This is a genomic window from Actinocrispum sp. NPDC049592 (assembly GCF_040675465.1).
Lineage (GTDB): Bacteria > Actinomycetota > Actinomycetes > Mycobacteriales > Pseudonocardiaceae > Kibdelosporangium.
This window is the reverse complement of sequence record NZ_JBFAPA010000037.1, coordinates 1-12700: the sequence shown is the minus strand read 5'-3', so window position 1 is coordinate 12700 and position 12700 is coordinate 1. Positions and strand designations below refer to the sequence as shown.

Below are 12700 nucleotides of genomic sequence, written 5' to 3'. Positions count from 1 at the left end.
TGGTGGTGGGGTCAGTACTCGGCGATGTGGCGCAGGGCGGTCACGACTTCCTCGGTGCGGGCGGTGGCGGCGCGTTCGAGGACCTTGCTGATGCTCGGGGAGGCCTCGCCGCCGGTGACCCGCCAGATGGGCGCGTCGAGCCAGTCGAACAGGCGCCGCTGGATCTCGTCGGCGAGCCAGCCGCCGTAGGAGGTGCCGCGTGCGCCTTGTTCGACGATGAGGACTTTGTTGGTCTTCCTGACACTGGCGGTGATCGTGTCCCAGTCGAGGCTCGCGCGGTCCAGCCAGCGCAGGTCGATCAGGTCCGCCGCGATCCCCACTTGTTCCAACGCTTCCAGGCAGTGCCGGACCATCGACAGGTACGAGATCACCGTGACGTCATCACCGACCGACCGGAGAGCCGCCTTCCCCACCGGGATCCGATAGTCCAAATCGGACACCGGCCCGACGCCCGAAGAGGTGTAGAGGTCGACGTGTTCCAGAACCACCACAGGGTCCTCACAAGCCAACGCCGTGTTCATCAAACCCACGTAGTCGAACGGGTTCGAAGGCGCCACGACCCGCAGACCGGCCGCGGTAGTGAGGATCCCGGCGGGGTCCATCGAGTGCTGCGAGCCGTACCCGGTGCCGGCCGCGAGCTTGCTGCGCAACACGAACGGCACACTCCCGTGCCCGCCGAACATGTGCCGCGCCTTGGCGATCTGGTTGAACAGCTGGTCCGCGGCGACCCACATGAAGTCGGCGTACATGAACTCGACCACCGGCCGCCCACGCCCGTCGATGGCCATCCCCCCACCCAGGCCGGCGAAGGCGTTCTCACTGATCGGCGTGCCCAGAACCCGGTCGGGGAACAACTCCAGCGCGCGTTTGGTGGCGCCGTTGGTGCCGCCCTTGAGCCGGTGCACGTCCTCGCCCATGATCACCACGCGCGGGTCGGTCTCCATCCGCCGCGCCAGCACGTCGCTGACCACGTCGATGAACCGCCGCTCGGCCAGCTCCCCGGAGAACCCGGAAACCTCCTCGTACCGGCTACCGTCCAATTCGGACAGATCGCCGCGGACCCCGACGTCCACGAACCCCGGGTCCGGCCACGCGGACGCCTTGATCCGGCGCTGCCCGGGTTTGCCCGCCGGATCGGCCTGCAGGAACGAGTCGCCGATCTCCCGCAACGTCTTCACGACCTCGTCGTGGAAGACCGACAGCTGCGAGGCGGTGGCCAGCGAGCGCCGCAGGATGTGCGACCGCAGCAGCTCGATGGGGTCCCGGTCGCGCCAGGCCTGCTCCTCGGCCTTGCTCCGGTAGCCGAACGCGCTGCCCGGGTACGGCCCGTTCTGGTGGAAGTACCGGTACACATCCGCCTCGATGATCGCCGGCCCGTTGCCGGCCCGCATGTGCTCCAGCGCCTCGGTCATCGCCAGCTGCACGGCGAGTGGATCCATTCCGTCCACCCGCCAGCTCGGGATGGCGAACCCGGGGCCGCGCGCGGACAGCCGGGTCTCCGCTGTGGCGTCCGAGACGTGCGTCGACACCGCGTACATGTTGTTCTCGATGAAGAAGCACAGCGGCAGCTTCCAGGCCGCGGCCAGGTTGAACGTCTCCAGCACCGACCCGATGTTCACCGCGCCATCGCCGAAGTACGTCACCGTCACCGCGTCCGTGCCGGCCCGCCGCTGGTTGAACGCGAACCCGGCGGCCTGCGGCACGCCCCCGCCGACGATGGCGTTGGTGCCCATCGCCCCGGCGGCCTTCCACTGCAGGTGCATGGATCCACCGCGGCCGCCGCTGTACCCCTCGGCCAGACCGCAGATCTCCGCCAGCGTGCGCCGCAGCACCGTCCGCACCTCGTCGGTCAACGAGGGCAGGCCGTCGCCGGGCAGCACGTGCGTGAACGCCTTGGCCAGGAACTGGTGGTGGCCGCGGTGTGAGCCGTTGACGAAGTCGTCGCTGCGCAACGGCAGGACAGAGCCCACCGCGCCGCCCTCCTGACCGATGCTGGCGTGCGCGGGCCCGTGCACCAGGCCTTCCGCGGCCAGCTCCAGCACGTACTCCTCGAACGCGCGGATCCACGTCGCCTGCCCGAACAACCCGAGCAGCAGGCCGGGCGCGGCGGCGTCCCAGTCGGCCTCCGTGGTGGTCAGCGCGGTCCACGGCGCGGCCGCGGCCAGGGTCTCACGGGTCGGCATGCGCGCTCCTCAACGAACCAAATGGATCCATTTTGCGGCTTCGATAGCGTACTATCCGAGAAAACAGGGTCGAAAGCAAGCCAAATGGATACATTGGAGGCGTGATGCCCATCCCGGGACTGACCCGCGCGGACCACATCGGCATCACCGTGCCGGACCTCCAGCAGGCCAGGGAGTTCTTCGTGGACGTGCTGGGCTGCGAGTACATGTACAGGCTCGGGCCGTTCCAGGACGACGGTCACTGGATGAGCGAGCACCTCGGCGTCGACGACCGCACGGTCATGCGCGAGCTGCACTTCTTCCGGCTCGGCGGGCAGGCGATCTTCGAGGTGTTCGAGTACTCCGCCCCCGGCCAGCGCACCACCCAGCCGCGCAACAGCGACATCGGCGGCCACCACATCGCCCTGTACGTCGAGGACATGGACGCGGCCGTGGCCGACCTGCACCGCCGCGGCCTGACCGTGCTCGGCGAACCGACGGCCAGCAAGGGGCCGAGCGAAGGGCAGCGGTGGGTGTACTTCCTGTCGCCGTGGGGGATGCAGTGTGAGCTAGTGTCCTATCCGAACGGCAAGGCGTTCGACCACCACCCCGAGGCCTTCGCCTAGTGTCCACGCGGAGAAGGGGACGGTAGTGGCCGAGGGGTCGAGCGTTGCCAGCCAGCGGATCGCCGAGAAGCTGCGGGAGAGGATCCTGGCAGGCGGGCTGGCCCCCGGCGCCCGGATCATCCAGGACGAGCTGGCCGAGGAGCTCAACACCAGCAGGCTCCCGGTCCGCGAGGCGCTGCGCATCGTCGCCTCCCAGGGGCTGATCACGTTGCGCGCCAACCAAGGCGCCTGGGTGACCACAATGGACATGCGCGAGTGCGACCTGACCTACCGCATCCGCGAACGCCTGGAACCGTTGCTGCTCAGCGAGTCCGCCCCCGGCCTGACCGAGGGCGACATCGCCGAGCTGACCGCGCTGCAGGACGAGATCGAGCAGACCCAGAACGTCGAGGACTTCCTGGTGCTCGACCGCAGTCTGCATTGGACGGTCTACCGGCACCACAACGCCGGGGAGCTGGCGTCGATCGTGGCCCGCCTCTGGGACACCACCCAGCACTACCGCCGCGCGTTCACCCGCCTGGCCGGCGAACGGCGCCGCTGGATCATCAACGCCGAACACCGCCTGCTGATCCAGGCCCTGCGCGAACACGACCACCGCTCGGCCGAACAGGTTCTCGAACTCCACATCCGCCGCACCCGGGTCGAACTCGCCGACCACCCCGAAGTCTTCGCGGGTCAGGTGGTCTGAAGGGCCGCGAGGCGGTGGGTGGTGAGCAGCGCGGTCACGGCTTCGGCGTCGTGGGCGCGGGCCGCGGCGAGGATGGCGCCGTGTTCGTCGTGGTTGGCGTGGCGGTGCGCGGGCAACGTGAGGAACGCGGCGCGGTAGTGGTCCGAGCGGTCCCAGAGTGAGGTCAGCACGCGCAGCAACTGGGGTCCGCAGCCGGGTTTGAGCAGGGCGAAGTGGAACCGGCGGTCGGCCTGGAGGAACGCGATCACGTCACCGGCCGCGTCGGCGGCGTCCATCTCGGTCAGCGCCGCGGTCATCTCGGCCAGCTCGGACTCGCCGACCTTGCCGATCCCCTGCCGGATCGCCATGCCCTCCAACGCCTCCCGGATCGAGCAGATCTCCAGCAGGTCCTCGCGGCTGTACTCGCTGACGAAGAACCCGCGGCGCGGCGCGAAGACGACCTGACCCTCCCCCTGCAACGACTTCAGCGCCTCACGCACCGGGATCACCGACACACCAAGCCGTGCGGCCAGCGTCTCCTGTGGGATCTGCGAACCGGGCGGGAACTCACCAGTCAGGATCAGCTCGCGGATCTCCCGGAACGCGACATCGTGGGCGCTCACCGCACCCCGGGACTGAGTCATGGAGGTAGTAAAACACCAAGGGTCTTGTATCTTCAATCTTATAAGATCTAAGATCCAGCGCATGGGTCTCCTGGGTGCACCGAAGAACATCGAGAACTTCGTGGCCGGCCGGTTCGTCCAGACCGGGAAGACGTTCACCAAGCACAGCCCGGTGGACGGGACCGTAGTCGGGCGCGTTCACGAGGCCGGCCAGCAGCTGGTCGACGCCGCGGTGCGGGCCGCCCGCGCGGCGCTCGACGGGCCGTGGGGCGCGAGCACGGTCCCCGAGCGGGCGGGGTTGCTGCGCCGGATCGCCGACCGGATCGAGGCGCGGTTCGAGGACCTGGTCAAGGCCGAGGTCGCCGACACCGGGAAACCGTTGACCCAGGCCAGAACACTGGACGTGGCACGGGCGGTGACGAACTTCCGGGCGTTCGCGGACACCATCGCGGCACACGGCCTGGACTCGTTCATCACCGAACTGCCGGACGGCCGCCGGGCGCTGAACTACGCCGTGGGCAAGCCGTTGGGCGTGGTCGCGGTGATCGTGCCGTGGAACCTGCCGCTGCTCCTGCTCACCTGGAAGGTCGCACCGGCGTTGGCCTGCGGGAACGCGGTCGTGGTCAAGCCGTCGGAGGAAACCCCGTCCAGCGCCGCGGTTCTGGCCGAGATCATGGCCGAAGCCGGTGTCCCTGAGGGTGTCTACAACGTCGTGCACGGGTTCGGGCCGGGATCCGCGGGCGAGTTCCTGACCACGCATCCGGGCATCGACGGCGTCACGTTCACCGGCGAGTCGGCGACCGGCTCGGCGATCATGCGGGCGGTGTCGCCGCGCGTCCGGCCGGTGTCGTTCGAGCTGGGCGGGAAGAACGCCGCACTGGTGTTCGCGGACGCCGACCTGGACAAGGCGATCGACGGCCTGGCCAGGTCCACGTTCACCAACACCGGCCAGGTCTGCCTGTGCACGGAACGGATCTACGTCGAGCGCCCGATCTTCGACGACGTCGTGGCCGGTCTGAGCGCCGCCGCGCAGGCGCATGTGCCGGGCCATCCGGAGGATGCCAAGACCACCATGGGACCACTGATCTCCGCTGGTCACCGCGAGAAAGTCCAGTCCTACCTTCGGCTTGCCGAACAGGAGGGCGCGAAGGTGGTGACCGGCGGCGGGGTTCCGCTGTTCGGCGACGCACGCGATCACGGCGCCTGGATCGAGCCCACGCTCTGGACCGGCCTCACCAACTCCGACCGGACGGTGCGCGAGGAGGTGTTCGGGCCGGTCGCGGCGATCATGCCGTTCGACTCCGAAGAGGACGCGATCCGCTTGGCCAACGACACCGACTACGGCCTGGCCGCGGCCGTGTGGACGACCAACCTGGAACGTGGACACCGTGTGGCGCAACGGATGCGGGTCGGGCTGTCCTGGGTGAACACATGGTTCCTGCGTGATCTGCGTTCGCCGTTCGGTGGCGTGGGCCTGTCGGGCATCGGACGCGAGGGTGGGACGCACTCCCTACACTTCTACAGCCAGCCCACCAACGTCTGCGTGCACCTGTAGATGATCGCATTGGCCGAGAACATACTCGCCGTCCAGCGCCAGCTCGGGGTGTTCCAGCCCGACTTCGGCGTGCTGACCGACCGGATGTGGTTGGCTCAGGAGCCGGCGCGGCGATCGAATCCGTTGCGGGCCGGGCACATCGTGCTGTCGGGTGCGCTTGGGCCGGTCGTTCCGGTGACCGCGCCCGGGGTTTACCGCGCTCGGCTGGCTGGCCTCGGTGAGGTCCGTGCCGTGTTCACCGCTCCTTCGGAGGTTGCCCCGTGACGCTCTCCGCGCTCGCCCAGACGCTGTTCGAAGCCGATTCGCGGGCCACCGCCATCCCCCAGCTCGGCGAACTGTCGCTTGAGGACGCTTATGCGGTTCAACGTCTTGTCGTGGACCTGCGCAACGAGCCACGAACCGGCGTGAAGCTCGGTTTTACCAGCCGTGCCAAGGCTGTCCAAATGGGAGTATCGGATCTGATCATCGGCCAGCTCACCTCGGGCATGGCCGTTGCCGACGGTGGCACGCTGGATCACAGCCGGTTCATCCACCCTCGCGTCGAACCTGAGGTCGCCTTCCTGGTGAGCGAGGGACAGGTAGTCGGCGTCGCCCCAGCGTTGGAGATCATCGACTCCCGGTACCAGGACTTCCGGTTCAACCTCGCGGACGTCGTGGCGGACAACACCTCCGCGGCCGCGTACGTGCTGGGTCCTTGGCAGCAGCCAGGTGTGGAGATCGGCGACCTCGGGGTTGTGCTCGAAGTCGACGGCGCCGTGGCGCAAACCGGTTCCACGGCAGCGATTCTCGGCGATCCCATGCGCGCCCTGGACGCCGTCACCCGCTTGTCCCAGGCTTTCGACATCCCAGTGCCCTCGCAGTCGGTCGTCCTCGCCGGCGCCGCCACCGCCGCAGTTGCGCTGCCACCCGGGTCCTTTGTAGAGGCTCGGATCGCCGGCCTTGGGCGGGTCACAGTCACCAGTTAGGAGACAGCCATGTCCATCCCCGCGGTGTTCAACTTCCAGAAGTGGGTCGCGGAGCACGAGCACCTGCTCAGGCCGCCGGTGAACAACAAGCAGATGTGGGAGCGGACCGGCGACTTCATCGTCCAGGTGGTCGGCGGCCCCAACCAGCGGACGGACTTCCACGTCGACCCCTACGAGGAACTGTTCTACCAGATCAAGGGCGACATGCACGTCAACGTCATCACGCCCGGCGGTCCGCAACGGATCGACATCCGCGAGGGCGACCTCTGGCTGCTGCCCCGCAACACCCCGCATTCGCCGCAACGACCGGAGCCGGGCTCGATCGGCATCGTGGTCGAACGCATCCGCGAGCAAGGCACCCTGGAGAAGTTCCAGTGGTACTGCCCCGCCTGCGGATCCCTCGTCCACGAAGCCGAACTCCAGGTCACCGACATCGTCGTGGACCTTCCGCCGGTCTTCGAAGCCTTCTACGCCAGCGAATCCGCCCGGACCTGCCCCTCCTGCGCCACTATCCACCCCGGCAGATCCGCTGTGTGACATACCCTCGTGAGTGGTTGTACCGGGTAGAACCAGTACAACCACTCACGAGGGTTTGGGCTGGGTCAGGGCACGCGAGTCAGCGTCCGTCCGAGCACCGTGCGGATGTGCACCTCGACGAAGTCGCGAAGGTACGGGGACGCGGCCATGGCGTCGAAAACCCCTGCCAGGGCGGGATCCGGGGCACCGGTGAGGTGGACGATCCGCCAGCGGTTGATGGGGTCGTCCTCGTCGCCCTCGACCCAGTGGTCCACATGGAACAGTGGCTGGCGGGTATCCGCCGTCAGGACCTCGCCGTCCGGTGTCGTGAAGTCCGGCGCGCCGATGAACACCACCGACTGGCGCGCGGGGTCGAGGTGAACGTGCTCGATGACGAGGCCGAACGTCTCCCGCTCCTGCCACAGGCGCTGCGTGGACACCCGGGTGAACTCGTTGTCCACTCCGGACTCCCACTTGCGCGCGCTGTCCGGCCGCACCGCCGACGGGATGTAGAAGTCCGGCGCGGACGCCTTGCGGACCTCCATGTCCCACAACATGGTCCGGGTGTAGGTCAGCGGCGGGTCGACCTTGTAGTGGTCGCGCAGCACTTTGTTGATGTGGACCGGCGGCAGGTCGGTCTTGGTGTACCTGGGGTCCGACCAGGCACGGTCGAACTCCGCCACGAGATCCCCAGCGGTCACGGCTCCTCCGAACGAACGACCAGCGAATTTAGTCACTAATCTTGACTAAATTCAGGGTAGCCGCGACCGCCGCCACGGGCAAGGAAGCTCAGCTGTGTTCTTCCAGCACGGCCAGCACCGCGCGGACCGCGGGCGAGAGCCGCAACGCCACCACGGACAGGCTCCAGGACAGCTCGGCGCCGGCGATCGGCCGGACCACCATGCCCTCGGACACGCAGGCGTCCGGTGCCACCGCCACGCCGATGCCCGCGTCCACATAGGACTCGGCCAGCCGCAGGTCGGCCACCTCGGCGACCACGTTGCGCCGCACATCAAGGGCGTCGTAGGCGCGGTCGATCACCATCCGCGAGCCGAACCCGCGCGGCGCGTCCACGAAGTCCTCGTCCTTGAGGTCCATCAGGCTCAGCTCGGCGCGGTCGGCGTACCGGTGCCCGGGTGGCAGCACCACCACATACGGCCGCTGCTGGATCACGCGGGTCACCAGCCCGCCCAGTTCCGAGCGGGGCAGGTCGACCATGGCCAGGTCCAGGCTGCCGATCTTGACCTCTTCCACCAGGCCGAGCGAGTTGCCCGCCGAGACCGTCAGGCGCACATCGACCTGCGGGTGGCGTTCCTTGAAGACCGCGACCGTCTTGGGCAGGTCCACCGCGCGGCAGCCGGTCGTCGCGATCCGCAGCCGCCCGTGCAGCCCGCTGTCCGGCAGCCGCACCGACAGGCGGGCCCGGTCGATGGCGTTGAGCGCGGCCTTGGCCTCCGGCAGCAGGCTGACCCCGGCCGGAGTCAGCGCGACCCGCCGGGTGGACCGCTCGAACAACGCGGTGTCCAGCTCCGACTCCAATGCGCGCACCCCGGCCGAAACTGTGGACTGCCCGGTGAGCAGCCGTTGTGCGGCGCGGGTGAAACTCAGCTCCTCCGCCACCGCGACGAAGTACTCCAGCTGCCGTGTCTCCACTGACGATCACCCCGTATTTGGTCAAGAGTGATGACAATACTAGGTAATTACTAGATTTCTGGCACTGGCAAGTCCTCGTCATGAAACGACCAGACTTTGAATGCATGACACACGCCTGCCATTGCACGGAAGGGACCGCGGTCTCTACCGTCGATTGGTCAATCGAGATGACCTTCTTGAATTTTACCATGCCTTGACCGAAGGTGGAGACGGCCATGACTTATCAAGTCGGATACCTAGTCGGAAGTCCGTCCGGGCAGTCCGCGGAACACCGTCTGGCCAGAGCTTTCGCACGGCTCGCGCCGCACGCCGACTTACAGCTCACCGAGCTGCCGATCACCGATCTGCCGCTGTACACCCGGGACGGCGAGGAGGCCGTCCCACCGGCGGCCGCGACCCTGAAACAGGCCGTGACCAGCTCGGACGGGATGCTCTTCGTCACGCCGGAGTACAACAGGACCATCCCCGCCGCCCTCAAGAACGCCATCGACTGGACCGCGGGCGAGCTGGACGGCAAGCCGTCGGCCATTGCCGCAACCGGCTCGACCGAGGCGGCTCAGCGACATCTCCGGGACATTCTCACGGTCACCAACTCGCCCGTGCTCGACCAGCCCGTGGCCGAGTTGCGGGCATTCACCGAGGAAGGCGAGCCGGGCGACGATACCAGTGCCGACTTCCTCATCGCGTATCTCAGTGCATTTCGCGACCTGATCAAACGCAAGGTGGGATAAAACACAGATCCCCGGGGGAAACTCCGCAATTTCGGGAGAGAAACAGCAATCCTGGGACGGTTTTTCGCGCACTGAAATGTGCGCGCCGAACAACAGTGCCTCGGCCGGGGCCGGACGGCAACGGCGCCCAGCGGGGATCGGGCAGCCGGGCGCCGGCGAGTTCGAGGTGCGTGCTGAGGATCTGGTACTCGTCGCACGCGGCGGTCAGGTGCGCGAGGTCGCGTCGGTCGCCGTGGCGAACGCCGCCACGGCGGCGTCGATGGCTCGTTCGACGGTGGCGTGACTACTTGAGCACCCGCAAGGTGATGGTGGTGCCGTCGGTCCCGATCACCTCGAGGCGCACCTTGGTCCCGCCCGGATGGTCGAACAGCCGCACGCCGTCGCCGAGCAGCACCGGGGTGATGGCGACCAGGATCTCGTCGAGCAGCCCGGCCTCGATCAGCTGCCGGGCGACATCCGCACCGAGCACGCTGACGTCCTTGTCCCCCGCCGCGGCCTTCGCGGCCGCGAGCGCGCCGTGAAGATCATCCACAAAGGTGACGTTCTCGACCGGTTCGGCGGGGATGTCGTGTGTCAGGACGATGCTCGGGCCGGTGTACTGACCGCTGTAGGCGCCCTCCTGGTCGGTGCCCTTGTTGGGGTCGTCACCGCGGAACGTGCGGCTGCCGATCAGCAGCGCGCCCACCTTCGGCGCGAGCTCGCTCTCCTGCGCCCCGCCGCCCATGTACTCGCTCATCCACGACATGTCCCCGCCCGGCCCGGCGATGAACCCGTCGACCGACATGGCGCACTGGTACTGAACCTTCCCCATGTGCCCCAACCTAGTCCGGATGGCCGCGGCCGAAAGTCGGGAGGGGCACAGCGGCTAAGCCATAACCGGGCAATGCGCAAGTCCGGGCCGTTAACAGGCAAAAACGTGGCGTTGTCCGCATCGGTGGCGGGCTTCAAGCTTTTCCGGGACCCTGCAGTTGTCGTGGAAAGGCCGCGCGATGAGACCCAGACCGCTAGCCGCATTGTTCGCCGTCACCCTCGGATTAGCGAGTGTGACGCTCAGCGCCAGCCCCGCGGTCGCCGCGGCCTGTGGCGACCAGGTGATCGTGAACGGCGGATTCGAGTCCGGCACCAGCCCGTGGACCCAGACCAGCGGGGTGATCTCGGCCGCGACCACCGCACAACCGGCGCACGGTGGATCACAGATCGCGTGGCTGGACGGGTATGGCAGCACGCATACCGACACGTTGTCGCAATCCATCTCGCTGCCCGCCGGCTGCAGTTCCGCGACATTGACCTACTGGCTGCACATCGGCACCAAGGAAACGACCACAACGACCAAATACGACACTTTGGTCACCCAAATCGGCTCCACGACGGTCGCCAGTTATTCGAACCTGGACAAGAACACCGGATATGCCCAGCGCACGATCGACGTGTCCGCGTACCTCGGCCAGACGATCACGCTGAAGTTCACCGGTACGGAGGACTCCAGCCTGGCCACCGACTTCGTGCTGGACGATCTCGCGCTGACCACCGCGGGCGGCTCGGGCAACCAGAACCCGTCGGTCACCAACCCCGGCGCGCAGACCGGCACCGTGGGCCAGGCGGCGAGCCTGCAGATCCAGGCGTCCGACCCGCAGGGCGACACGCTGAGCTACTCGGCGAGCGGCCTGCCGGCCGGTCTGTCGATCAACGCGAGCACCGGCCTGATCTCCGGAACCCCAAGCACCGCAGGCAGTTCGACGGTCACCGTGACCGCGTCCGACCCTGGCGGGCACACCGGTTCGGCCGGCTTCGGCTGGACGGTCACCCCCGGCGCGTCCGACGGCACACGCACCCCGGTCAGCCCGAACTACACCGTGAACCTGACGTCGAACACGTCCGGCGACACCTGGACCGGCACCGAGTCGGTGTCGTTCACCAATGCCTCGACCACCCCGTTGAACGAGGTCTACCTGCGGCTGTGGGACAACTACCACGGCTCGTGCCCGTCGACCCCGATCACGGTCACCAACGTCACCGGCGGCACGGCGTCACCTCTTTCGGTGAACTGCACCGCCATGAAGATCACCCTGCCGAGCCCGCTGGCCCAGGGACAGTCCGGCACGATCGGGTTCAGCCTGAGCATCGTGGTCCCGTCGGGCGCGGACCGGTTCGGCCACGACGGCCCGAACAACTTCCTCGGCAACGCCCTGCCGGTGCTCGCGGTCCGGGACACCTCGGGTTGGCACCTCGACCCGTACACCAACAACGGTGAGTCGTTCTACGCGCTGATCAGCAACTTCGACGTGACGCTGGTGCACCCGACCGCGCTGCAGACCCCGGCCACCGGCACGTCGACCGAGACGAGCAGCGGCAGCACGACCACCACCCACGCGACCGCCACCAACGTGCGCGAGTTCGCCTGGGGCGCCGGGCCGTTCAGCAAGATCAGCGGCACCTCCGGCAAGGGCTTCGTGATCAACATCTACTCCGTGAGCGGGATCAGCGCGAGCAGCGCCCAGTCGATGCTCACCGTGGCGCGCAACGCGATCGACGCCCACTCGACCCGGTTCGGCGACTACCCGTACGGCGAGGCGGACGTCATCCTGGACAACAACTTCTGGTTCGGCGGCATGGAGTACCCGGGCTTCATCCTGGACCTGGTCTCGTCCACCGCGCTCGCGCACGAACTGGGCCACCAGTGGTTCTACGGGATCGTCGGCGACGACGAGTACAACTCCCCCTGGCTGGACGAGGGCTTCACCGACTACGCCACCGACCTGTTCAACGGGATCACCGGCACCGGCTGCGGCATCACCTGGCAGTCCTCGGCGGAGAAGCTGACCAACTCGATGGCCTACTGGGACGCGCATTCGTCCAGGTACAGCACGGTGATCTACGGGTACGGCAAGTGCACGTTGCACGACCTGCGCCGGCTGATCGGTGAGACGGCGATGGCCAACCTGATGAAGTCGTACGCCCAGTCACACTGGTACGGAGTGTCCACAGTGGCCGACTTCAAGGCGGCGGCACAGGCGGCGGCCGGGTCCATCGACCTGACCTCCTTCTGGGCCTCGCACCGCGTCGAAGGCTGACACCCGCTCGTGAGTGGTTGTGCCGGTTCTCACCGGCGCTGTTTGGCGAGTGCGTCGAGCACCTGCCCGGCAGCGGTGTCTCGGCTTGCGAGGACGCTAAGGCGATTGCGCCAGAACTCTCTGATGACTTG

At 67.7% G+C, this 12700-nt stretch carries 14 protein-coding genes; 9 read left to right on the top strand and 5 right to left on the bottom strand.

Annotated features, from left to right (window positions below; all coding sequences use genetic code 11):
* Positions 1 to 11: 11 nt before the first annotated feature.
* Positions 12 to 2183, bottom strand: coding sequence for a thiamine pyrophosphate-dependent enzyme (locus AB0J95_RS50745; protein WP_364773929.1), 2172 nt, complete (start codon positions 2181 to 2183; stop codon positions 12 to 14).
* 104 nt (positions 2184 to 2287) lie between these two features.
* On the opposite strand from AB0J95_RS50745, the gene AB0J95_RS50740 reads away from it, so the two are divergent.
* Together AB0J95_RS50740 and AB0J95_RS50735 are read left to right on the top strand one after the other, a co-directional pair.
* A complete protein-coding gene (locus AB0J95_RS50740) occupies positions 2288 to 2788 on the top strand; it encodes a VOC family protein (protein ID WP_364773927.1) in 501 nt (166 codons plus the stop codon).
* Between the two features lie 25 nt (positions 2789 to 2813).
* A complete protein-coding gene (locus tag AB0J95_RS50735) occupies positions 2814 to 3476 on the top strand; it encodes a GntR family transcriptional regulator (protein ID WP_364773925.1) in 663 nt (220 codons plus the stop codon).
* On the opposite strand, the gene AB0J95_RS50730 is transcribed toward AB0J95_RS50735, so the two are convergent.
* The gene (locus AB0J95_RS50730) at positions 3464 to 4099 is read right to left on the bottom strand and encodes a GntR family transcriptional regulator (RefSeq protein WP_364773924.1); all 636 of its coding nucleotides are present in this window, start codon (positions 4097 to 4099) and stop codon (positions 3464 to 3466) included. The genes AB0J95_RS50735 and AB0J95_RS50730 overlap by 13 nt on opposite strands.
* A gap of 61 nt (positions 4100 to 4160) precedes the next feature.
* Here AB0J95_RS50730 and AB0J95_RS50725 point away from each other — a divergent pair, with 61 nt between their 5' ends.
* Genes AB0J95_RS50725 through AB0J95_RS50710 form a run of 4 tightly spaced genes read left to right on the top strand, consistent with a single transcriptional unit; the run spans position 4161 to position 7135 of the window.
* A complete protein-coding gene (locus AB0J95_RS50725) occupies positions 4161 to 5633 on the top strand; it encodes a 2-hydroxymuconic semialdehyde dehydrogenase (RefSeq protein ID WP_364773923.1) in 1473 nt (490 codons plus the stop codon).
* Positions 5634 to 5897, top strand: a complete 264-nt coding sequence (locus AB0J95_RS50720; protein WP_364773922.1) for a hypothetical protein — start codon at positions 5634 to 5636, stop codon at positions 5895 to 5897. It abuts the gene before it with no gap.
* Complete coding sequence (locus AB0J95_RS50715) at positions 5894 to 6598, top strand: fumarylacetoacetate hydrolase family protein (RefSeq protein ID WP_364773921.1); 705 nt, start codon at positions 5894 to 5896, stop codon at positions 6596 to 6598. The genes AB0J95_RS50720 and AB0J95_RS50715 overlap by 4 nt, the downstream gene beginning before the upstream one ends.
* Positions 6599 to 6607: 9 nt before the next feature.
* Entirely contained in the window at positions 6608 to 7135 is a 528-nt protein-coding gene (locus AB0J95_RS50710; RefSeq protein WP_364773919.1) for a 3-hydroxyanthranilate 3,4-dioxygenase, read from the top strand.
* Positions 7136 to 7200: 65 nt separating this feature from the next.
* On the opposite strand, the gene AB0J95_RS50705 is transcribed toward AB0J95_RS50710, so the two are convergent.
* A complete protein-coding gene (locus AB0J95_RS50705) occupies positions 7201 to 7815 on the bottom strand; it encodes a hypothetical protein (RefSeq protein WP_364773918.1) in 615 nt (204 codons plus the stop codon).
* An 88-nt stretch (positions 7816 to 7903) separates the two neighbouring features.
* A complete protein-coding gene (locus AB0J95_RS50700; RefSeq protein WP_364773916.1) occupies positions 7904 to 8767 on the bottom strand; it encodes a LysR family transcriptional regulator in 864 nt (287 codons plus the stop codon).
* A 215-nt stretch (positions 8768 to 8982) separates the two neighbouring features.
* Between AB0J95_RS50700 and AB0J95_RS50695 the strand changes: the two genes are divergently transcribed.
* The gene (locus AB0J95_RS50695) at positions 8983 to 9498 is read left to right on the top strand and encodes an NADPH-dependent FMN reductase (RefSeq protein WP_364773914.1); all 516 of its coding nucleotides are present in this window, start codon (positions 8983 to 8985) and stop codon (positions 9496 to 9498) included.
* A gap of 76 nt (positions 9499 to 9574) precedes the next feature.
* A complete protein-coding gene (locus tag AB0J95_RS50690; protein ID WP_364773912.1) occupies positions 9575 to 9781 on the top strand; it encodes a hypothetical protein in 207 nt (68 codons plus the stop codon).
* On the opposite strand, the gene AB0J95_RS50685 is transcribed toward AB0J95_RS50690, so the two are convergent.
* The gene (locus AB0J95_RS50685) at positions 9782 to 10309 is read right to left on the bottom strand and encodes a dihydrofolate reductase family protein (protein ID WP_364773910.1); all 528 of its coding nucleotides are present in this window, start codon (positions 10307 to 10309) and stop codon (positions 9782 to 9784) included.
* A gap of 178 nt (positions 10310 to 10487) precedes the next feature.
* On the opposite strand from AB0J95_RS50685, the gene AB0J95_RS50680 reads away from it, so the two are divergent.
* Positions 10488 to 12569 carry a putative Ig domain-containing protein gene (locus AB0J95_RS50680; RefSeq protein ID WP_364773908.1) on the top strand — a complete coding sequence of 694 codons (2082 nt, stop codon included), beginning with the start codon at positions 10488 to 10490 and terminating at the stop codon, positions 12567 to 12569.
* The last annotated feature ends 131 nt before the right edge of the window (positions 12570 to 12700 follow it).

What these genes read in the sequence shown, in the direction of transcription:
- AB0J95_RS50745 (WP_364773929.1), bottom strand. Translation starts at nt 2,183, where the DNA reads ATGCCGACCCGTGAGACCCTGGCCGCGGCCGCGCCGTGGACCGCGCTG.
- AB0J95_RS50740 (WP_364773927.1), top strand. Translation starts at nt 2,288, where the DNA reads ATGCCCATCCCGGGACTGACCCGCGCGGACCACATCGGCATCACCGTG.
- AB0J95_RS50730 (WP_364773924.1), bottom strand. Translation starts at nt 4,099, where the DNA reads ATGACTCAGTCCCGGGGTGCGGTGAGCGCCCACGATGTCGCGTTCCGG.
- AB0J95_RS50725 (WP_364773923.1), top strand. Translation starts at nt 4,161, where the DNA reads ATGGGTCTCCTGGGTGCACCGAAGAACATCGAGAACTTCGTGGCCGGC.
- AB0J95_RS50720 (WP_364773922.1), top strand. Translation starts at nt 5,634, where the DNA reads ATGATCGCATTGGCCGAGAACATACTCGCCGTCCAGCGCCAGCTCGGG.
- AB0J95_RS50710 (WP_364773919.1), top strand. Translation starts at nt 6,608, where the DNA reads ATGTCCATCCCCGCGGTGTTCAACTTCCAGAAGTGGGTCGCGGAGCAC.
- AB0J95_RS50695 (WP_364773914.1), top strand. Translation starts at nt 8,983, where the DNA reads ATGACTTATCAAGTCGGATACCTAGTCGGAAGTCCGTCCGGGCAGTCC.
- AB0J95_RS50690 (WP_364773912.1), top strand. Translation starts at nt 9,575, where the DNA reads ATGTGCGCGCCGAACAACAGTGCCTCGGCCGGGGCCGGACGGCAACGG.
- AB0J95_RS50685 (WP_364773910.1), bottom strand. Translation starts at nt 10,309, where the DNA reads ATGGGGAAGGTTCAGTACCAGTGCGCCATGTCGGTCGACGGGTTCATC.
- AB0J95_RS50680 (WP_364773908.1), top strand. Translation starts at nt 10,488, where the DNA reads ATGAGACCCAGACCGCTAGCCGCATTGTTCGCCGTCACCCTCGGATTA.